This window comes from Bacillus sp. LR--39 (assembly GCF_053613335.1).
Genome location: NZ_JBSIOT010000001.1, coordinates 1,516,274 through 1,537,615 on the forward strand (window position 1 = coordinate 1,516,274; position 21,342 = coordinate 1,537,615).

Below are 21,342 nucleotides of genomic sequence, written 5' to 3' on the forward strand. Positions count from 1 at the left end.
CTTCTTTAGTGTAGAAATAACGTATCCAATCTGTGCCTTAGCAGACTTTCGGTCTCATTCATCAATTTTTCACCAATGTCATCGACATGTCTGTTTCTCCATGATTCCAAATCCGTGCCCTTTACCCAATGATTAAAAGCGCCTAAAGACGGGCCGCAGTGAACTTGGAAATTCACCTTTTGTTCTTCCTGCCCTTCCAAAGCAAGCAGACATCCTCTTTGCAAATACCACTTAAATAGTAACAGCATCTTATATTTTTGATTGCGCTCAGCTTTTTGGGCCAGGTTCGGCTGTTTATCTATTATGATTTCGTAGATTTCATCAAAAGTCTTGTTAAAATAATCATTTTCGAGCTGAATCTTTGTCTTTTCATCTATCTCACTCAAAGACTCGTATTGTTGGTAGATTTGAAATAATTTATTTGCCCTGACCGGAAACAGCGTGCCCTTTTTCAGCACCTGAACCTTTGTTCCGAACTCAAACAGAGTCTCCGAAGGCGCATAAGCAGTATCGCATATTCCTGTCTCACTCAGCATTTCTTTAATAAAACCGCTTGTTTCGGCTTCAACTGTACATTGATTAATGGATCCCGTCATAATAAAATCAGCGCCCATTAAAAAAGCAGACGCCGCAGACTCGGGAGTCCCGATTCCTCCCGCAGCCCCGATCCTTATCTTCCTTGCGTATTTGTGTGTTTCCATCATTTCATCCCGCAGGTTAACAAAAAACGGCAGCATCGCCGTCAATGAGCCCTGTTCAGTATTACTACCGCAATCTGCTTCAATAATGATATCGTCTGCTGCCGGAATACGGCTGAGCCACTCCGCCTGCTCTTCCGTCAGCATACCGTGCTGACACATTCTCTTTACGATACTTTGAGGAGGCGGACTCAGAAATGCGGCCGCAACTTCCGGCCGTGAAACTTTGGCAATGATCCGATTATGAGGTATAACCCTGCCGCTTTTGTCTATCTTCAACTGATGCGCCTTGTAATAAATTAATGGTGCGCTGACGGAAAGATACGAAGACGCTTCTATTACTCGTACGTCATGCTTGATATATAAATCTATCAATTCCTTTTCTCTATCTTGATGATCCGGCTCAAATCGCAGATTCATTCCGTAGGGCTGGCCATTTTTGAGTGTCTCCTTAATAGAAATAAGGGCCTGTTCAATTTCCCTTATAGGTAAACCCGCTGTGCCAAAGAACCCCAGCATTCCTTTCTTCCCGAGGCGGATCAGCATTTCAGCGGAAGAGATCCCTCTATGCATCGCACCTGCCAAATACGCGTATGTCAAACCGTAATCTTCTTTGAAAGATTGATCACCCAATCGGGACACCGGTGAAGCTGCACCGCTCTCTATATTTTCGGCCAAGAGGCTATGCTCTTTCCCGCTTTCCGAATTGTCCTCGTTCCCTTCAGAAAAAAAGAGACTGTCTTCCGGCGCACTGATAGTAAGCGGTTCCTCATCTCTTTGTATGGTGTGAATTAATTTAGTCAGAATGTTGCCGGGACCGATCTCTTCAAACACAGTTACGCCTTGTCCCATTAGATACCTGATGCTTTCAGTCCATTTCACCGAGTTTGTTATTTGTTCAATTAAATTCCGTTTGATATCTTCTTGTTTATAAGGTCTTGCCGTATAGTTAGAGATGACCGGGAAATTCAATTCAGAAAAATGAAACTCCTCGATGAATTCCGCAAATTCACGCTGTGCACTTTCCATGAAACGAGAATGAAAAGCTCCGCCGACTTGCAATACGATATAAGCTTTCGCCCCTTCTTTTTCAAAAAAAGAGGCTGCCCGCTTTATCTCATCTGCAGCCCCTGCTATCACAATTTGTGAAGATGTATTGTAATTGGCGATATCTATTTGGCCGAATTCATACTTCTGAAGTATTTTTTTTATGTGGTGCTCATCCAGTCCGATCACGGCAGCCATTCCGCCCTCGGAAGCCTCACTCATTAACTCGCCTCTTTTAGCAACCAGCCGGAGACCTGTCTCAAAATTAAAAACGCCGGCCGCAAAAAGCGCAGTATATTCACCCAGACTATGTCCTGCAACAGCATCAGGGCGTGTATGACCTTCTTTTAAACCCTTTAAATATTGCAGTGCGCTCACTGTATAAATTGCAGGTTGTGTATACTTCGTATCAGTCAGCCTCTCTTTTTCATCTGAAAGGCATAAATCCTTTATGGAATATCCTAAAATATAATCTGCCTTTTTAATGAGCTCACTGAATTCATCGAATAAGTCTCTGCCCATTCCTTTAAACTGCGCTCCCTGTCCGGGAAAGACGTAAGCAAGCATTTGTTTTCCTCCTGTTCCGTATTTCTGCCGTTTCTTTTCGTTCCGATTTGATTAACGTTTTTCACTTCAATTTTAAAATTGTCGTTTACTCTCAGCACACTTACTTAATAAGCATTACTAAGCAAAATAAAAAAACCTTTATGCCGGATAAAGGTTTAAAAGCAAAAAGCATGTACAAATATCATATTGCCGTAAATATAAATAGATAGAATTTTCTGATAATTAAAATCACATTTTCATTCTGTTTTATATATATCAATATAATAAAAACATTCCAACGTGCCGAAACAACGATTGGTTTTATGTGAATATTTCCCTAAATAAATACTATACCATGATTTACTTGTTGTCAATGGGAAACACACGTATATACCAATTCTTCAGCCGCCTTTTTACAGGCGGCTGAACTCGGTTGTTATCAGTTCATCAGCCCATGCCGATATGCCTTCACTATACTATTTGCGGAATAATAGTTCTTTCTCTTTGTTGTAGTCTTTAGTAAATTGATTGAACTCATCTGCTTGTTTATGCACCTTTTCGTAAACTGAGTTTACTTTGCTGATTTGCTCTTCCAGCTGCGCTAATGTGAGCTTTTTATCTTTAATCAGTTTATAAAGGTCCTTATCAAGTGAAATGGCTTTTTCGTACTTTTTGTACAAAAGATCATAAGATGCATACCTTTTCCCCATTAAAGCGACAGCATGCCCGGCTTTTTCTTTTACTTTCTTATCCTTTATTTCTTGAGAAGTTTTTTTGGCGGATTCAAACGCTTTTTTTGAATCATCAATACTGTCTTTTTCTGCTTTCAGATGTTTTTTTCGCTGATTTGCATTGCTCAGAGCCTGATCAGACAGTGTGACAATTTTCTGGTAATCATCCATATTCAGTTTAACCGCGCTGTCGTATAGCTGATGCTCTTTTTTCTCCAATTTTTCTAATGTTTTCTGCTCTTTTTGAAACGGTTTTTCCGCTTGAACGGCTTTTTCCATCGAGTCATGAAGCGATTCAACCGGATCTTTTCCCCCGCAGCCGGCAAGCAGCATACTTGCGGCGCCGAGCGCTCCGATTCCTGCTAATACCTTTTTTTGAATCATATTCACTTAAAATCCCCCAATCTTGACAATTTCCACTATAGAAGCCCGAACGCTTTTTGACAATAGCTGAGCTGTAATTGACATGACCGGGTAAAAAGACGCTTACGGTGCTGTCAAAGAATACTTGCATAAAAAATTGAGAAAACAGGGCGGATGACCATACATCTTTTTGGCTTTTACATAGTTTATAGTAGACGCCGGCCCTGCTGACAGAGGGTCAGCGTAATTAAAAGAGGAGGTTTTTTTATGTACGGATATGGATTTGGCGGCGGATTTGGCGGCGGTTGCTGCGGCGGCGGATATGGTTATGGCGGCGGTTACGGTTACGGCTGCGGCGGCGGTTACGGCCGCACATTCGCATTAATCGTCGTATTGTTTATCTTATTAATCATCGTCGGTGCCGCTTATTTAGGCTGCGGCTGCTGACCCTATACAACATGAACATCGGCCGGCCTGCTATGGCCGGCCAATTGTTTCGTTGCGCCGCGATAAAGAAATTCGCTATAATTTACATATTAAGCTTTAGGAGTGAAGTTTCTTGATTACTATGGAAAATATTGTACGCGACGGACATCCCGCGCTCAGAGAGATCGCTGAAGAAGTTCAGCTTCCCGCTTCTGACGAAGAAAAACAGCATCTTGCTGATATGATTGAGTTTGTGAAAAACAGCCAAAATCCTGAATTAGCCGAGAAATACAAGCTTCGTCCGGGCGTCGGTCTTGCCGCTCCCCAAACAGACGTAAAAAAACGGATGATCGCCGTTCATGCAGAAGATGCGAAAGGCACTTTATACAGCTATGCTCTTTTTAACCCTAAGATCGTCAGCCACTCAGTGGAAAAAAGCTACTTGACGAGCGGAGAAGGCTGCCTGTCGGTAGACGAACCCATTCCCGGCTATGTGCCGCGCTACGCCCGCATCCGCGTAAAGGCGGTGACGCTTGAAGGAGAACAGATTGACATCCGCCTCAAAGGTTTTCCGGCCATCGTGTTTCAGCACGAAATCGATCATCTGAACGGCGTGATGTTTTACGACCATATCGATAAAGAAAATCCGTTCAAAGAACCTGAAAACGCCATTGCCATTGACCGTTAAAAATAACCGGCACTTCCCAAAGTGCCGGTTTTCTTTATTTCAAAAGGTCCAGTTCTTTGACGGCCCAGCTGATTCCCTCTTCATCCACCGGCTTTGTGACGAAATCGGCGGCACCTTTTAATTCCGGAACCGCATTTCCCATCGCCACCCCGGTGCCGACAAAACGGATCATCTCAAGGTCATTTAATCCGTCGCCGAATGCATAAGTGTCACTTACGCCGTACGGAAGCCGCTCAAGCACTCTTTTAATGCCTTCCGCTTTTGAACCGCCTTTCGGAAGCACATCCGTTGACAATTCGTGCCAGCGGACGTAATCAAACTCCGGAAAAGCGGCATATGCTTTTTCTTCGTGTCCGCGGCAGAATAAAAGCAGCTGATAAATTTCTTTTCCTTTATAAAAAGTTTCATCAACTTCGGGATAAGGCGCTTTCAGACTGCCGATTCCTTCCGAGACGTGCGGATGTCCGGGGACGGTCGTTTTCATCGTGTCTTCCGCCATAAATACGACGGGGTGCTCCCCTTCTGCCGCCTGCTTTAATAAACGCGCAACCGCATCTTCAGGAAGCGGATTTTTATAAATGACCTCACCTTCAAATACGACATACTGGCCGTTGTATGAAATAAATGATTCAATCTCAAGCTCTTCCAGAATCGGTTTTACCATAAACGGGGACCTTCCGCTGGCGATAAAAACGTGATGGCCAGCCTCTTTAAGCGCCTTCACGGCGTTTCTTGCGCTATCGGGAATATGTTTATCATGGTCATAGATCGTGCCGTCAATATCAAAAAAGATCAGTTTTGGATTCATGTCAATTTCTCCTTTTTCCCGTTTATCAGTCGTGTCTTTTTCAATATCATCATACAGAAAGTTTTTCTTCCGGAAAACCGCCTTGATGAAATTCCAGTTTTACCCACGAAAACAAATTCATTTTTTCCGCATACTACTTCTATAAAGGGCTTTAAAGGAGGTATACGATGCTGCGCCGATTACGGAAGAAACTCAGAAGACAGTGGGGCGGAATGCTCCGGAAAAAAGTCATCGCGTAGAAGGGATCTTTCGTTTTTTGAAAGTCCCTTTTTTGCTCGAGACTTTCCTTATAATCCGTTTTCGAATATAATAGAATAAGCGAGTCTAACATACGGCATTTAAGGAGAGATTTGGATGATTTATAAGGTATTTTATCAAGAGAAGGCTGACGAAGTACCTGTTCGGGAAAAAACAGATTCACTTTACATTGAGGGCGTTTCAGAACGGGACGTCAGAACGAAACTGAAAGATCAGAAATACAACATTGAATTTGTTCAGCCTGTGGACGGTGCTTTTTTAGAATATGAGAAGCAGAGCGAAAATTTTAAAGTATTGGAGTTATGAGCGGAATGAAATTTGTAAAAAATGACCAGACTGCCGTTTTCGCCCTCGGCGGATTGGGCGAGATCGGAAAAAATACGTACGGAGTGCAGTTTCAGGATGAAATTGTACTGATTGATGCGGGAATCAAGTTCCCGGAAGATGAACTTCTCGGCATTGATTACGTAATCCCCGATTACACGTATTTAGTAAAAAATGAAGATAAAATTAAAGGTCTGTTTATCACCCACGGTCACGAAGACCATATCGGCGGTATTCCGTACCTGCTCAGACAAGTAAATATTCCCGTTTACGGCGGTAAACTCGCGATCGGCTTACTTCGGAATAAACTTGAAGAGCACGGGCTGTTAAGACAGACCAAATTAAACATCATCGGTGAAGACGACATCGTGAAGTTCCGCAAGACATCTGTATCCTTCTTCAGAACGACACACAGCATTCCGGATTCATACGGAATCGTCGTCAAAACACCACCGGGCAATATCGTACATACCGGGGACTTTAAGTTCGATTTCACACCGGTAGGCGAACCGGCAAACTTGACAAAGATGGCTGAAATCGGGAAAGAAGGCGTTCTGTGCCTGCTTTCTGACAGTACAAACAGTGAGGTTCCTGATTTCACCATGTCAGAACGCCGCGTAGGCGAAAGCATTCACGATATTTTCCGAAAAGTGGACGGCAGAATTATATTTGCGACATTCGCTTCGAATATACACCGTCTTCAGCAGGTGATTGAAGCAGCCGTTTTAAAAGGCAGAAAAGTTGCCGTATTCGGACGCAGTATGGAATCGGCTATTGAAATCGGACAAAATCTCGGCTACATTACCTGTCCTAAAAATACGTTTATTGAGCATAACGAAATCAATCGTTTGCCTGCCAATAAAGTAACAATTTTATGTACGGGAAGCCAAGGTGAACCGATGGCGGCGTTATCACGCATCGCTAACGGGACGCACCGGCAGATTTCCATTAATCCCGGAGATACGGTCGTCTTTTCTTCCTCTCCGATTCCCGGAAACACAATCAGCGTAAGCCGCACCATCAACCAGCTGTACCGTGCGGGCGCAGAAGTCATTCACGGTTCATTGAATGACATTCATACATCCGGACACGGCGGACAGGAAGAGCAGAAATTAATGCTCCGCCTGATCAAACCGAAGTTCTTTATGCCGATTCACGGTGAGTACAGAATGCAGAAAATGCACGTCAAACTCGCGACTGATTGCGGTATACCTGAAGAAAACTGCTTTATCATGGATAATGGCGAAGTGCTGGCCCTCAAAGGCGAAGAAGCCGCTGTGGCAGGCAAAATTCCGTCCGGCTCCGTTTACATTGACGGAAGCGGAATCGGTGATATCGGCAATATCGTGCTCCGCGACCGCCGCATTCTTTCAGAAGAAGGCCTTGTTATCGTTGTTGTCAGCATCAATATGGACGACTTTAAGGTTTCGGCGGGGCCTGATTTAATCTCAAGAGGTTTTGTATACATGAGAGAATCCGGTGATTTGATCAATGACGCGCAGCAGCTCATTTCGAACCATCTGGAGAAAGTAATGGATCGGAAAACAACGCAGTGGTCCGAAATTAAAAACGAAATTACCGATACGCTTGCTCCGTTCCTATACGAAAAAACAAAACGCCGCCCGATGATCCTTCCGATCATTATGGAGGTCTAAAAAAAACTGCACTCATTACGAGTGCAGTTTTTTTATTGCAGCGGAATATGCTGAAAGGCTTTGACATCAAACAGACCGGCTGCTGTCATTTTAATATCCGGAATCACCGGAAGCGCTAAAAACGATAATGTGAGAAACGGATTGAAATCACCGGTGAATCCGAGCAGAGGAAGCTTCTCATGAAGCACGCCCAAGCTGTCATTGACCCATTCCGCCGACTTATCAGACAAAAGCCCGGCGATCGGAAGCGGAACGGAATGAAGCAATTCTCCGTTTTTCACGGCTGTTAATCCTCCTCCGGTGTCACGGAGCCTGTTGATTGCTTTTGCCAAATCGGCATCGTTTGTACCGACGGCGATGATATTATGGGAATCGTGAGAAATGGTTGTGGCGATGGCGCCTTCTTTTAACCCGAACCCTTGTACAATCCCGAGTCCTAACATTTTTTCGCCGCTGTGCCGCTCTGCGACGGCGATTTTTAATAAATCATTTTCTGTATCAGGACGAAACGCGTCAGCAGACGGTGCAGGCACTTCTTTTTTTCTCGTCTCCAAATGATTCGGTATCATTTTGATTACATTCATTTTCTTGCCTTCTTGAATCGGTATATGAAAATCCGATTCAGTCAGCGGCGCTTTCAGCCGCACTGTATCCAACAGCGCCTGGTCCGGCGAATAGGAACCGGCAGACTGTTCATAAACCGTGCGTCCGTTCTCGGCGACGGTCCGGCCGGCGACCATGGTCTTCGTGACGGCAGCCTCCCGTACATCTGAAATGAACAGCAGATCTGCGTCAAAACCCGGCGCTACCGCCCCTTTTGTTTCAAGGCCGTAGCACTCAGCCGCATTTAAGCTGGCGAGCTGATACGCAAGGAATGGATCAAGTCCGGCCTTTATCGCCATTTTGACTTGGTGGTTCACACTTCCTTCTGAAAGCAGATCATCTACATGCTTATCATCCGTGCAAAAGAAAAAGCGCCGCGCGTTTTTTTCATTCACCGCCGGCAGCACATTGAGCGTATTTTTCGCCACCGATCCTTCGCGCAGCATGACATACATTCCCCGTCTGATTCTGTCCAGCGCTTCTTCTTTTGTCGTCACTTCATGATCATTTGACACCAGTGCGGTTCTGTATATATTGATGATCTCTGAAGACAGTCCGGCTAAATGCCCGTCGATCCGTTTTCCGTGACGCTTGGCATCAAGCAGTTTCTGAAGCATATCCTCTTCACCTTCCGCAACAGACACATAATCCATTACTTCCGCAAGTCCGAGCACCTCTTTCTCCTGATAAAAAGGCTTTAAATCCTCGGCTTTTAATACGGCTCCTGAGCGTTCAAAGCTAGCGGCGGGAACACAGGAAGGAAGCATGAAACGGATGTTCAGCGGCGCCTTTTTTGCCTGCTCTATCATAAATGAAATGCCTTTTGCTCCGGAAACGTTCGCAATTTCATGAGGATCAGTAATGACAGTAGTCACTCCGTGTGGGAGGACGGCTTTAGCAAATTCAATCGGAGTAACCATAGAGGACTCGATATGAACATGTCCGTCAATAAAGCCCGGAACGATCATTTGACCTTCTGCATCAATGACTTCTTCCCCTTCATATTCGCCCAGGCCGACGATCACTCCGCCCGTAATGGCGATATCTGCAGAAATCCATTCCTGGTTAAATACATCCATGATTTTTCCGTTTTTAATGACGGTATCGGCTTTTTGTCTGCCGGCTGATGCGTTCAGCCGTTCAGCCAGTGTTTCTTTGTTCAAAATGAGGCCTCCTCTTTTTCTTTATATGGTACAATATGCTATCGGATCGCCTGATCATAGTCAATAAAAATTGCAGAAAATACCGCTTACATGATAAATGTCTTTCTATTCTGACATAATAAAAGACCGTCCTTTTACGGACGGCTTTTCACTTTGTGTGAAGCACTCTTTTTTCAAATCGGGAAATGTCCGTAAGAGAGCCGATAACGATGAGAATATCTTCTTTTTGGATCATTTCAGTCGCCAGGGGAGATACGATCACTTCTTTTTCTCTCTTGATGGCCACGATATTAATGCCGTACTTCGCCCGGATGTCCAGATCAAGCAGTGTGTTGCCCGCAAGCCTGCTGTTGGCCACGATCTCCACAATGCTGTGTTCGTCGGACAGCTCCAAATAATCAAGCACATTATTTGATACGATGTTGTGGGCGATGCGTTTTGCCATGTCACGTTCAGGGTGGACGATGTGGTCGGCCCCGATTTTCGCAAGCACTTTCTCATGATAATCGTTCTGCGCTTTAACCGTGATCGTGTTCACGCCGAGTTCCTTTAAGATCAGCGTCGTTAAAATGCTCGCCTGTATATTTTCGCCGATTGCCACAATGACGTGGTCAAAGTTGCGCAGCCCTAAGTTTTTCAGCACTGATTCATCGGTTGAATCGCCGATGACCGCGTGTGATGCGATTTTGGCGTATTCATTTACTTTATCTTCATCAATATCCATCGCCATGACCTCAAGGCCTTCTTCACTTAATGCTTTGCAAATACTTCCGCCGAAGCGTCCGAGACCGATAACGGCAAACTCTTTTCTCATAACAGTACTCCTTTAAACAATATCTCTAATAGGGATAGTATCACATTTTCGGCAATGAGTTCATATAGCGTTTAAGCTTTTCTGAAAAGGCGGGCGATAAATACAGGTCCGCTCCTCGTTCGATTTCTTCCTGGTAGTGACCCGGAGGCGCAATTTCCTCAGCTTTATCAAGCACAAGAAACGTCAGGACGCCTCTGTATACACGGCCGCCGGCACACACTTCTATGAACGCGGGACGGTATGTGTGGTTATCAACACCTTCTCTTTTGTACAGATAGGTTGCCGCTTCAAACGGAAGCTTGTACAGCACGCCTTCAGTTCGTCCCCCATCTTCAACAAGATCGGCTCTGGAACCGTCAGGACGCCTTAACGTGAATCTCGTCGAATACCCTTCAACAACCGCCCCTCCGACCGGCTCGGCAAAAAAGTGATCGACCCCCGCCTGTTTAAACCGGGCATTGTCCATACAGGAGCCGTATGCGAAATAATAAACCGGACTGTCATCCTCCCGTTTCATAAAACGGTATTCTTTCCAGTCTCCGCTTTTGATACGGCTGAATGAGGCACACTGGTCGGGCTTTACGACATATGCGAAGGCGGTTTTATTCCCGGCATCCGTCGTCACGGCAACCTCTTTCCGATCAAAATCAGCATAATACGCATCCAGCTTACGGATCATCTGATGATCTGTTTCATACAATTCCCCGTACACAAAAGCTGTTTCTGCTAAAGACGCCGCAGGCTGACCTTTATCCGTTTCGTACAGCACGCCGTTTATCGCAGCCTGCTCGCACACACACGGAGCGCCCTTCAGCAGTTCATGATTTTCTTCACGCTTCCGTAACAAACCGTATACAAAAAGAAGCAAGTTATTTTTCCTCCTTTTGGACAGCAGCCGCTTCTAACGGCAGAATCACCTGAAACGTACTGCCTTCTCCATTTTTGCTCTTAATGTTAAGTTTACCATTATGCTCCTTCAGAATTCGTAAACAAATCGGAAGACCGAGACCCGTTCCCTGATCTTTTGTTGAGAAAAACGGTTTCCCGATGTTTTCAAGCTTTTCTTTCGACATGCCGTTTCCTTCATCCTGTATGCTGATCACCGCGTATTCTTCATCCCGTTTTGTATAAATATGAATATTCCCGCCGTCAGGCATCGCTTCAATTGCATTTTTAATAATATTGATAAATACCTGTTTCAGCTGGTTTTCGTCACCGTTGACCATACAGGACTCAGTCTGCCTGAAATCCTTCTCAATCACAGTGTTCGACAGCACCGCGTTCGTGTCAAGAAGCGTCGCCACCTGCCTTAAAATATGGTTGAGATGATGAGCGGTAAACGTCACGGTCTGCGGCTTGGCGAGCAGAAGCAGCTCCCCCAGCACGAGATCAATCCTTTTAATCTCCGAAAAAATAATATCAAAATAATCCGTTCTTTCCGGATACTGGGCTTTCATCAGCTGGAGAAAGCCGCTGACTGACGTTAAAGGATTTCTTACTTCATGGGCGATTCCTGCCGCAAGCTCCCCGGCAATGGCCAGCTTTTGAGATTGCATGGCAAGGCGTTCGTTCGTTTCCAGAAGCTCGTCGACCGCTTTTTTCCGTTCACTGATATCAGACATCGTCCCCAGGCTTCCGACAAATTTCTGTCTGCGGTCATAATACAGCTTATAATGGACTTCTCCCCAAAAGATCGTGCCGTCTCTTTTAATATATTTGGCCGTAAACATTCCTGACGGGGACTGCTGCTTGATTTGGGAGATAATATAATCAATGATATGTTTTTCTTTTATAAAATAATCATTATACATCGTGCCCATACATTCGCTGATGGAGTGGCCCGTAATCGCCGTCCAGGCCTGATTCAAATATGTAATATTCCCTTGTGCATCCGTCTGAAAAACGATTTCCTGCAGATTGTCCATGATCCGGTTTTTCTCATCTGAAAGCGCCTTTGCTTTCTGCTCGCTGTCCTTCAGCTCCGCCAGCAGCTGCTTTTTATTATCCACATAATAAGCCAGCAGCCAGACGCTGATTAATGTGACGGCGGTAAAGGTGATGTCAACGGGCCAGTTAATCGGATTCCGTTCAATCATATAAAATAAATAATCCCAAAACATAATAAAAATCATTGCCAAGATTAAGGAAATGATACGCGCTTGATATTTTCCCATAGTCCCACCTGCCGCTAGCATTTCTACATATATTGTAACATTGTTGACTGCATTATTGACTAAAAAATGATAACTATTCCCAATTAATTGAGCAGGTTCGCTTACTTTTCCCGTGAGTTTTTGCACAAGTTCATAATAAAAGGACGGAATGATGCTCCGCCCTTTTTGCTGATTATGATCTATCTTTTAACGCTTCCTCGATTTCCTCAAGCAGCATTTTCGCTCCTTCAGGACTTAAAATAATTTTGCCGTTGCCGTACTCCTGATTTTCGGGAGTAATTTCCCCCGTCATTAAGCAAATGCCGTGCGGCTTGTATTTTTTCAAGACAATTTTGTCTCCGTCAACGAAAAATTCAATACTATCTTTAATAGCGATATCCAATGCTCTTCTCAATTCAATCGGCATGACAATACGCCCGAGTTCGTCTACTTTTCTTACTACACCAATTGATTTCATAGAAATCCCCTACTTCCTTTAATGTCTCTTCTTTATGTCCAAGGAAAATCCTTCATAAACGTAGACGAAAGGAACAGAGCAAAAGTTTCTCAGTATCCGGAACTGAATGTTTTTTTACAAAAAGAAAATCCTTTTGAAATATGGGATACAGACTTTCCCTCCTTTTTTACAAAAACATTTCATTCCCGGCGGAAACCCCCAAAAATCGTGTTTTTTCTCAGAAACTTTAAATGTAGAATCAATTAAATCAGGATAGGGATTGGGTGAAAACATGTTTCAATCAACTGAGATCGGAATCGACTTAGGAACCGCTAATATACTTGTTTACAGTAAAAATAAAGGAATTATTTTAAACGAGCCTTCCGTTGTCGCTGTAGATACAACAACGAAAGCGGTGCTTGCCATCGGAACGGATGCCAAAAGCATGATCGGAAAGACGCCGGGGAAAATCGTCGCCGTACGGCCGATGAAAGACGGTGTCATTGCTGATTATGATATGACAACTGACTTATTAAAACACATTATGAAAAAAGCCGGAAAAAAAATCGGAATGACCTTCCGCAAACCGAATGTCGTCGTCTGCACGCCTTCAGGCTCAACAGCCGTTGAACGCCGCGCCATCAGTGACGCTGTCAAAAACTGCGGAGCGAAAAACGTCCACTTGATTGAAGAACCCGTAGCCGCTGCAATCGGGGCCGACCTCCCTGTTGACGAGCCGGTCGCAAACGTCGTCGTAGATATCGGCGGCGGTACGACTGAAGTCGCAATCATCTCATTCGGGGGCGTCGTATCCTGCCATTCGATCAGAATCGGCGGCGACCAGCTTGATGAAGATATCGCCTCGTTCGTCAGAAAAAAATACAACTTGCTGATCGGGGAACGTACGGCAGAACAAGTGAAAATGGAAATCGGATTTGCATTGATCGAACATGTGCCGGAAACGATGGAAATCCGCGGGCGTGACCTTGTAACCGGTCTGCCGAAGACAATCAGACTGCAGTCTAATGAAATTCAGCAGGCGATGCGTGAATCGCTCCTGCATATTCTTGAAGCGATCAGAGCGACACTTGAAGATTGTCCGCCGGAGCTCAGCGGTGATATCGTTGACCGCGGCGTCGTGTTAACCGGCGGAGGCTCCCTTTTAAACGGGATGAAAGAATGGCTGACAGATGAAATCGTCGTTCCCGTTCATTTGGCGGCAAATCCGCTTGAATCAGTGGCTATCGGCACGGGACGTTCATTAGACGTCATCGACAAGCTGCAAAAAGCAATTAAATAATAAGATTGTGCTTCTTTTTTCTCCAGCCGGCTCATATTGTGAGAACTGGAGAAACATTAAGGAGGAAGCATATGCTTAGAGATGTGGGAAGACGCGTAGCAGTAGCCGTCATTTTAAGCGGAATTATTTTGGGGGGTATGAGCATTTCACTGGCCAATATGCCCCATTCTCCGGCCGGCGGTGCCGTAAAACTGAATCACCCGTAAAGACGCAGCAAAAGCTGTGTCTTTTTCGTTTGTGCTCCTTTCTTTCCTTTATGAGGCGATATTTGATATGATGAGAAAAACCGATGAGGAGGAATGAACGATGAGTTCGTTTACTGAAAAGTTACATACATATGCTCAGCTGGCGGTAGAAGTCGGCGTCAATGTCCAAAAAGGACAGCATGTCGTAATCAATGCCTCAACTGATGTCCGGGAACTTGTCAGACTGCTTGCCAAACATTCTTATGAAAAAGGCGCAAAAAACGTCACCGTAAATTGGCAGGACGATGAACTGTCCAGATTAAAATACGAGATGGCACCTTTTGAAGCGTTTGAAGAGTATCCTGAATGGGAAGCAAAAGGCAAAGAAGAGCTCGCGAAAAAAGGGGCTGCGTTTATTTCTGTCGTCTCATCCGACCCCGACCTGTTAAAAGGCACTGACGGCAAACGGATTGCAGCGTTCCAAAAAGCCGCCGGAAAAGCATTGCATACATACAGACAATATATTCAATCAGATAAGGTCAGCTGGACGGTGATCGGAGCCGCTTCAACAGGCTGGGCGAAAAAAGTGTTCCCGGATCAGCCGGAAGAAACAGCCGTTCAGCTTTTATGGGAAGAAATTTTCAAAACGACCCGCGTAAATGAAGAAAACCCTGTGGAAGCATGGAAAAAACATGATCAAAACCTTCATGAAAAAGTGGAACACTTAAACAAAAAACATTACAGCGCCCTGCATTATCAGGCTGAAGGAACAGACTTAACCATTGAACTGCCGAAAAAACATGTATGGGCAGGCGCGGGAAGCGTGAATGAAAGCGGGCACGAATTCATGGCCAACATGCCGACAGAAGAGGTTTTCACCCTTCCGCAGCGTGACGGGGTGAACGGCACGGTTTCCAGCACGAAACCGCTGAGCTACGGCGGCAACATTATTGATAACTTCACTCTTACCTTTGAAAACGGCCGCATTGTCGATGTGAAAGCTGAAAAAGGCGAGGAGATTTTAAAAGGCATCGTCGAAACCGATGAAGGCTCACACTATCTCGGAGAAGTGGCCTTAGTGCCGTACGATTCACCGATTTCACAATCAAATATTTTATTTTACAACACACTGTACGATGAAAACGCCTCTAACCACTTGGCGATCGGCAGTGCGTATGCCTTTAATATTGAGGGCGGCAAACAAATGACACGGGAAGAGCTTGTCAAAGAGGGCTTAAATGAAAGCATTACACACGTAGATTTTATGGTCGGTTCCAAAGATATGAATATCGACGGCATTACAGCGGACGGCAAAAGAGAACCGATCTTCAGAAACGGAAACTGGGCATTTTAATAAAAACAGGAGGCGATCAGGCCTCCTTTTTATTTCGCTTCATACATTTGCAAGTTGGCGCAGACGGTTTCCAAAACAGGTGTATCAACTGACAAGCCTTTCGCTTTCTCAAGCAAAAATCCGTGTAAATGATCACCTTCCGTCACCCTGCCCTTTTCCATATCTCTCAGCATCGACGATTTCATATGGTAAGACATGCTTGTCAATGTGCGATAACTTTCTTCTTCCAGACCAGGATCTTTCGGGATGCCGGCAGCCTTGAAAATGGCTCCGATTTCAGCAAAGAGGCGCTTTGCCGTTTTGCGGCCGCCTTCTGTTTCTAAAATCGGTCCGACCGGCTGTTGAAACAGAGTGGTCACTCCCGCCTGCGCGGCAATAAACATATATTTTTTCCAAATGTCCTTTTCAATATCCCGGCTGATGATGACATCTGCTTTCACACCTGCAAATGCGTTTTCCAGCTCATTCATACGTTCCGTGCGTTCCCCGTTCCATTCACCGAAAACAAAGCGGTGGGCAGCGCTCGTATGAAGAATGTCCCCTTTGTCGTTAAGGGCGCTCTCAATAAAGCAGAGGCCGCCCAGCACCTGCCGTTTTGAAAAAGCTTCAAACAGCTGGTTATAGTGCCTGTATCCGTTTAAAAAAGGAATAATGACCGACGAAGGTTTGACAAACGGTTTGACATCCCGAATGACGTCCTGCAAAGAATACGCTTTTGAAGCGATGATAACCGCGTCAAATGCTCCTTCTTCGCCCGCCATCATTAATTTCGGCTTGATTGAAACATCACCTTTTGCACTTTTGACGGTCAAACCCGTTTCTTGTAATTGTTCCGCCCGTTTCTTGCGGACGAGAAACGTAACGTCATTTCCCTTTTCTGCAAGACGCGCGCCGATATATCCGCCCACTCCTCCAGCTCCGACAATTAAAAACTTCATGATGCATTCCTCCGTCTCTTTTCAAGTTATGTATTCATTTATTGTAACGGGAAGTCAGAAGATTGAAAACTTTTTTCATAAATAAAAAAGCAGAGTCTCCCCTGCTTCTTTATTACGCGTATAGCTCTTCAAGCTTTTTCTGCACATCCGCGTTTTCAAGAAATTCGTCATAAGACATTTGTTTGTCAACAATGCCTTTAGGCGTTAATTCAATAATGCGGTTGGCAATTGTCTGTACAAACTGATGGTCATGAGATGAAAACAGCATAGCGCCTTTAAAGCTGATTAAGCCGTTGTTAAGCGCCGTAATGGATTCCAAATCTAAGTGGTTGGTCGGTTCATCCAGAATTAAGATATTCGCGCCGGAAAGCATCGCTTTTGAAAGCATGCAGCGCACTTTTTCTCCTCCGGAAAGGACGTTTGATTTTTTGTTGACTTCTTCTCCTGAGAACAGCATGCGCCCTAAGAAACCGCGAAGAAAGCTTTCACTTTGGTCATGCGGCGAGTATTGGCGGAGCCAGTCAACAAGGTTCGCATCGCTGCCGTCAAAGTATTCGCTGTTGTCTTTAGGGAAGTACGCCTGAGAAGTGGTCACGCCCCATTTAAATGTGCCGCTGTCTGCTTCCATTTCCCCGGAAATGATTTTAAACAATGTCGTAACGGCAAGTTCGTTGCGGCCCGTAAATGCGATTTTATCTTCTCTGTTCATAATAAAGCTGACGTTATCAAGCACCTTAACCCCGTCAATCGTTTTTGTTAAGCCTTCAACCCGCAGCACGTCATTTCCGATCTCACGTTCCGGCGTGAAATTGACATAAGGATAACGGCGTGATGACGGTTTGATATCATCAAGCGTGATTTTATCAAGGAGTTTCTTTCTTGATGTCGCCTGCTTTGATTTAGAGGCGTTGGCGCTGAATCTGGCCACGAACTCCTGAAGCTGTTTAATCTGCTCTTCTTTTTTCTTGTTGGCTTCCTGAGAAAGCTTTAAAGCAAGCTGGCTGGATTCATACCAGAAATCATAGTTGCCGACGTACACTTGAATTTTATTAAAATCAAGATCGGCGATGTGCGTGCACACTTTATTTAAAAAGTGACGGTCATGGGATACGACGATGACTGTGTTCTCAAAGTTGATTAAAAACTCTTCCAGCCACTGAATCGCTTTCAGATCCAAGTGGTTGGTCGGTTCATCAAGCAGCAGAACGTCCGGCTTGCCGAACAGCGCCTGTGCCAAAAGCACTTTCACCTTTTCTGAACCGCCTAAGTCCGCCATTTTCTTCGTATGCAGGTCTTCAGAGATGCCCAGACCCTTTAACAAAATAGCGGCTTCACTTTCAGCTTCCCATCCGTTTAATTCCGCAAACTCTCCTTCAAGCTCAGCGGCGCGGATGCCGTCTTCATCTGAAAAATCAGGCTTCATATAAATCGCGTCTTTTTCCTGCATGACTTCGTATAAACGTTTATGTCCCATAATGACGACTTTCAGCACTTCGAACTCTTCATATTCAAAGTGGTTCTGCTTCAGAATGGCAAGACGTTCCCCCGGGCTCATATGGACATCGCCGGTCTGCGGCTCCAGCTCACCGGATAAAATTTTCAAAAATGTTGATTTTCCGGCACCGTTTGCGCCTATTAATCCGTAGCAGTTGCCCGGCGTAAATTTAATATTGACATCTTCAAATAACTTGCGATCCGCAAAACGCAAGCTCACATTATTTACAGCAATCATTTAGAATCCTCCATCGTGTCTATCATCATTAAAAGTATACCATGAATAAAGGGGAAGAGAAATGTTTCCCTGCGAATATACGGGTTTGAAAGATGCAGGCGTCAAACCCGGAGCGCTGTGATACAATAGATATATATACATATTCATCACGGAGGAACAAGTTGAAGCTTTTAACACTCACAGAATACTGTCTTATGATTTTCTTCACCGGGGTTTTTCTGGCCGTCACAGGCTTTACGGCCCGTGACATCGGCTTGTACGTCGGTATCGCCCTCATTTATACGTTTTCGCATCTCTTTTCAAAACGGATGCTTGAAAAACGCGGCAAAGAGAAGCAGCAGGTGAATCTTTTTTTCAGCGTTCTGGCCATTGTCGGATCAGTGCTGGCCACGGTATTGTTCATCGCCGTCGCCGCCTCGTTTGCCAAATAAAAAACGCCTGCTGTCCAAATCGGGCAGCGCGGCGTTTTTATTTTGTCTGACGCATATCATGAAACGGGAAGAACACAAACTTCGAGGTGCCGACGATCCGGTTTTCGGCAATTAAACCGAGTCCGTTCCGGCTGTCCATTGAGTTCAGCCGATTGTCGCCCATGACGAAGTATTTGCCTTTCGGAACCTTTACGGGGCCGAAATCTCCCGTCAGGTTGACTCCCAGTTTTTTCGCTTCTTTTTTATTGCTCGCGAGGTACGGTTCTGCGATTTTTTTGCCGTTTATATAAAGCGTGTCATTTTTCATTTCCACCGTTTCTCCCGGTTTTCCGATGAGCCGCTTTACATAATGGACTTTCGACGTATCGCCGTTAATAATGACGATGTCCCCCCGCTCGATTTCTCCGATATAATTGACGCTTTTGTTGACAAACAGCCTTTCACCGTCATGTAATGTCGGGTACATTGATGATCCTTCCACTAAGTACGGTTCAAACAGGAAATGGCGGATTAAAAGCGCAAGAGCGACCGCTATAATGATGGCCTTTCCCCATTCCCAATACGTGTTGGATTTTCTTTTTACCGATTTTTCAGAAGTAGGTTTTTGTTCTTCAGTCAACGTGGTTCCTCCTAGACGATCACTGTTACGGTTTCATGTACTATCTTTACTTTATCACAACTCATCACCAAATACATAACGCTTCTATGCGCACATGATTGAAAAAAGCGCCCGTAAAGGACGCTTTTTGCTTATTTCTCTACAACCGGTTTTTTGACGATTCCCAAGATAACCGCCGTTACAACCGCTCCGATCACGATGCTCATTAAGTAAAGCAGCGGATGGTTCGTAATGAATGCAACGAATATTCCTCCGTGCGGTGCAGGAAGCGTTACCCGGAAAAACTCTGTCAACCCGCCCGCTACCGCAGAACCGACAACGGCTGCAGGGATGACGCGAAGCGGATCAGCCGCTGCAAACGGGATGGCGCCTTCTGTAACGAAAGCTGCTCCCATGAAGTAGCACGTAATACCGGCTTCACGGTCACGTTTAGAGAATTTATGTTTAAAGAATGTTGTCGCCAGTGCGATTCCAAGCGGCGGAGCCATTCCGCCCGCCATGATGGCCGCATGCGGCGCATAGTTTCCGGCCCCGATCATCGCGATACCGAAAGTGAACGCCGCTTTATTGAGCGGGCCGCCCATGTCGATAGCCATCATACCGCCTAAAATAATACCCATTAAGACAAGGTTTCCAGTTCCAAGGCTTTCAAGCCAATTTGTTAAGAAATTCATAAACGCTGCGACAGGTGTGTTTATGACAAACTGCATCAGGACACCGGTGATAAAAATACCGAGCAGCGGATAAATCAGTACAGGTTTTAATCCGTCAAGAGTCTGAGGAATAAAGACAAACAGCTTTTTCAGCAGGACTACGACATAACCGGCTAAGAATCCGGCAATCAGTCCGCCCAAGAATCCGGCATTCGCCTGCGTAGCCATAAATCCGCCGACCATACCCGGCGCAAATCCCGGACGGTCCGCAATACTCATTGCGATAAATCCGGCAAGAACTGCAACAATCAGCTTTAACGCATTATCGCCGCCGATAAAGTTCAGCGCTGCGGCAAACGTGTTGTATGTTGGGTCTTTCGGATCAGCTGAATGAATTCCCCAGAAGAATGAAATCGCAACGAGAATTCCGCCGCCGACGACAAATGGCAGCATGTTGCTGACACCGCTCATTAAGTGTTTATAGAAAGTACTTCCGATGCTTGTGCCTGATTTCTGTTTCGAGCCGTCTTCATCTGAAGCGGAAGATCCTCCGCCGCTGCCCTCGTAAATCGGCGCATCTTGGTTAACGGCTTTTTCAATCAGTTCCTGAGGACGTCTGATACCGGCCGTCACAGGCACTTGAAGAACATGTTTGCCTTTAAAGCGCTCCATTTCAACCTGTTTATCAGCCGCCACGATGATCGCAGGCGCGTCTTCAATTTCTTGAGCCGTCAGCTTATGTTTGATTCCGCTTGAGCCGTTTGTCTCTACTTTAATGTCAACGCCGAGCTCTTTCGCCTTTTCCTTCAGTGCGTCAGCTGCCATGAACGTATGGGCGATACCTGTCGGACATGCCGTAACGGCAAGGATTTTGCCTTTTCCTGACGGCGCTGCCTGTTCTTCCTGCTCTTCTTCTTCCTCATCGTCATCTTTGTCATGCTGATTGATGATGTCAATGATCGCATCTTCTGATTCAGCTTCAAGAAGCTGTTTGCGGATTTCCTCACGCATAAGAAGCGTTGAAAGTCTTGATAATGCTTCAAGGTGCGTATTGTTTGCTCCTTCGGTTGCCGCAATCATAAAGACCAGGTGTGCCGGCTGACCGTCTAATGATTCATAATCCACACCATCTTTTGAACGTCCGAATGCGATGGCCGGGTTAATGACGCTCGCCGTCTTCGCATGAGGAATGGCAATGCCTTCGCCGATTCCCGTTGAGCTTTGGCTTTCACGATTTAAAATGGCTGCTTTGTAAGCCTCTCTGTCATTTAATCTGCCGGCTTTGTCAAGCACTGTCACCATTTCATCGATAACGTTTTCTTTCTCTTTGCTTTCTATATTGAGATGAATTGTATCTCTTGTTAACAGCTCAGTTATCTTCACTTTTCTTTCCTCC

The 21,342-nt window shown here is 45.3% G+C and carries 20 protein-coding genes; 8 read left to right on the forward strand and 12 right to left on the reverse strand.

Annotated elements, in window-relative coordinates; all coding sequences use genetic code 11:
- Positions 1 to 5: 5 nt before the first annotated feature.
- Both fabD and ACWHAR_RS07050 read right to left on the reverse strand, forming a co-directional pair.
- Positions 6 to 2,312, reverse strand: a complete 2,307-nt coding sequence (fabD, locus tag ACWHAR_RS07045) for an ACP S-malonyltransferase (RefSeq protein WP_032874767.1) — start codon at positions 2,310 to 2,312, stop codon at positions 6 to 8.
- 455 nt (positions 2,313 to 2,767) lie between these two features.
- Positions 2,768 to 3,406, reverse strand: coding sequence for a YkyA family protein (locus ACWHAR_RS07050; protein WP_032864631.1), 639 nt, complete (start codon positions 3,404 to 3,406; stop codon positions 2,768 to 2,770).
- Between the two features lie 246 nt (positions 3,407 to 3,652).
- On the opposite strand from ACWHAR_RS07050, the gene ACWHAR_RS07055 reads away from it, so the two are divergent.
- Positions 3,653 to 3,832 carry a YjcZ family sporulation protein gene (locus tag ACWHAR_RS07055; protein ID WP_007409651.1) on the forward strand — a complete coding sequence of 60 codons (180 nt, stop codon included), beginning with the start codon at positions 3,653 to 3,655 and terminating at the stop codon, positions 3,830 to 3,832.
- Positions 3,833 to 3,944: 112 nt separating this feature from the next.
- Complete coding sequence (gene def, locus ACWHAR_RS07060) at positions 3,945 to 4,499, forward strand: peptide deformylase (protein ID WP_003154544.1); 555 nt, start codon at positions 3,945 to 3,947, stop codon at positions 4,497 to 4,499.
- 34 nt (positions 4,500 to 4,533) lie between these two features.
- Here def and ACWHAR_RS07065 read toward each other — a convergent pair whose 3' ends face one another.
- The gene (locus ACWHAR_RS07065) at positions 4,534 to 5,307 is read right to left on the reverse strand and encodes a Cof-type HAD-IIB family hydrolase (protein ID WP_032874765.1); all 774 of its coding nucleotides are present in this window, start codon (positions 5,305 to 5,307) and stop codon (positions 4,534 to 4,536) included.
- A 354-nt stretch (positions 5,308 to 5,661) separates the two neighbouring features.
- On the opposite strand from ACWHAR_RS07065, the gene ACWHAR_RS07070 reads away from it, so the two are divergent.
- Positions 5,662 to 5,871, forward strand: a complete 210-nt coding sequence (locus tag ACWHAR_RS07070; protein WP_003154548.1) for a DNA-dependent RNA polymerase subunit epsilon — start codon at positions 5,662 to 5,664, stop codon at positions 5,869 to 5,871.
- 5 nt (positions 5,872 to 5,876) lie between these two features.
- Entirely contained in the window at positions 5,877 to 7,544 is a 1,668-nt protein-coding gene (gene rnjA, locus ACWHAR_RS07075; protein ID WP_007611151.1) for a ribonuclease J1, read from the forward strand.
- A 32-nt stretch (positions 7,545 to 7,576) separates the two neighbouring features.
- Here the strand turns inward: rnjA and ade are convergent, their stop codons facing one another.
- The 5 genes from ade to ACWHAR_RS07100 form a co-directional block, all read right to left on the reverse strand.
- On the reverse strand, positions 7,577 to 9,310 hold the full coding sequence (gene ade, locus ACWHAR_RS07080) for an adenine deaminase (RefSeq protein WP_032874763.1): 1,734 nt from the start codon (positions 9,308 to 9,310) through the stop codon (positions 7,577 to 7,579).
- 148 nt (positions 9,311 to 9,458) lie between these two features.
- A complete protein-coding gene (gene ktrC, locus ACWHAR_RS07085; RefSeq protein ID WP_003154554.1) occupies positions 9,459 to 10,124 on the reverse strand; it encodes a Ktr system potassium transporter KtrC in 666 nt (221 codons plus the stop codon).
- Positions 10,125 to 10,164: 40 nt separating this feature from the next.
- Positions 10,165 to 10,992: a gamma-glutamylcyclotransferase gene (locus ACWHAR_RS07090; protein WP_015239773.1), complete on the reverse strand. Its 828-nt coding sequence runs from the start codon at positions 10,990 to 10,992 to the stop codon at positions 10,165 to 10,167.
- A 1-nt stretch (position 10,993) separates the two neighbouring features.
- Positions 10,994 to 12,298 (reverse strand): ATP-binding protein, encoded by a 1,305-nt coding sequence (locus tag ACWHAR_RS07095; RefSeq protein WP_032874761.1) that lies wholly within the window; start codon positions 12,296 to 12,298, stop codon positions 10,994 to 10,996.
- A 172-nt stretch (positions 12,299 to 12,470) separates the two neighbouring features.
- Positions 12,471 to 12,755: an AbrB/MazE/SpoVT family DNA-binding domain-containing protein gene (locus ACWHAR_RS07100; RefSeq protein WP_003154557.1), complete on the reverse strand. Its 285-nt coding sequence runs from the start codon at positions 12,753 to 12,755 to the stop codon at positions 12,471 to 12,473.
- A gap of 271 nt (positions 12,756 to 13,026) precedes the next feature.
- Here ACWHAR_RS07100 and mreBH point away from each other — a divergent pair, with 271 nt between their 5' ends.
- The 3 genes from mreBH (at position 13,027) to ACWHAR_RS07115 (ending at position 15,573) form a co-directional block, all read left to right on the forward strand.
- Positions 13,027 to 14,034: a cell shape-determining protein MreBH gene (gene mreBH, locus ACWHAR_RS07105; protein WP_032875216.1), complete on the forward strand. Its 1,008-nt coding sequence runs from the start codon at positions 13,027 to 13,029 to the stop codon at positions 14,032 to 14,034.
- A gap of 71 nt (positions 14,035 to 14,105) precedes the next feature.
- Positions 14,106 to 14,240 carry a protein YkpC gene (locus ACWHAR_RS07110; protein WP_003154559.1) on the forward strand — a complete coding sequence of 45 codons (135 nt, stop codon included), beginning with the start codon at positions 14,106 to 14,108 and terminating at the stop codon, positions 14,238 to 14,240.
- Between the two features lie 100 nt (positions 14,241 to 14,340).
- The gene (locus ACWHAR_RS07115; RefSeq protein WP_007409644.1) at positions 14,341 to 15,573 is read left to right on the forward strand and encodes an aminopeptidase; all 1,233 of its coding nucleotides are present in this window, start codon (positions 14,341 to 14,343) and stop codon (positions 15,571 to 15,573) included.
- A 29-nt stretch (positions 15,574 to 15,602) separates the two neighbouring features.
- On the opposite strand, the gene ACWHAR_RS07120 is transcribed toward ACWHAR_RS07115, so the two are convergent.
- Positions 15,603 to 16,511, reverse strand: a complete 909-nt coding sequence (locus tag ACWHAR_RS07120; RefSeq protein WP_032874760.1) for a ketopantoate reductase family protein — start codon at positions 16,509 to 16,511, stop codon at positions 15,603 to 15,605.
- A gap of 112 nt (positions 16,512 to 16,623) precedes the next feature.
- Positions 16,624 to 18,243 carry an ABC-F family ATP-binding cassette domain-containing protein gene (locus ACWHAR_RS07125; protein WP_007611134.1) on the reverse strand — a complete coding sequence of 540 codons (1,620 nt, stop codon included), beginning with the start codon at positions 18,241 to 18,243 and terminating at the stop codon, positions 16,624 to 16,626.
- A 161-nt stretch (positions 18,244 to 18,404) separates the two neighbouring features.
- Here ACWHAR_RS07125 and ACWHAR_RS07130 point away from each other — a divergent pair, with 161 nt between their 5' ends.
- A complete protein-coding gene (locus ACWHAR_RS07130; RefSeq protein WP_020955755.1) occupies positions 18,405 to 18,674 on the forward strand; it encodes a hypothetical protein in 270 nt (89 codons plus the stop codon).
- 37 nt (positions 18,675 to 18,711) lie between these two features.
- Here the strand turns inward: ACWHAR_RS07130 and sipT are convergent, their stop codons facing one another.
- Both sipT and ACWHAR_RS07140 read right to left on the reverse strand, forming a co-directional pair.
- Positions 18,712 to 19,293, reverse strand: coding sequence for a signal peptidase I sipT (gene sipT, locus ACWHAR_RS07135; protein WP_003154568.1), 582 nt, complete (start codon positions 19,291 to 19,293; stop codon positions 18,712 to 18,714).
- 131 nt (positions 19,294 to 19,424) lie between these two features.
- Positions 19,425 to 21,329, reverse strand: coding sequence for a PTS fructose transporter subunit IIABC (locus ACWHAR_RS07140; protein ID WP_032874758.1), 1,905 nt, complete (start codon positions 21,327 to 21,329; stop codon positions 19,425 to 19,427).
- Positions 21,330 to 21,342: the final 13 nt, after the last annotated feature.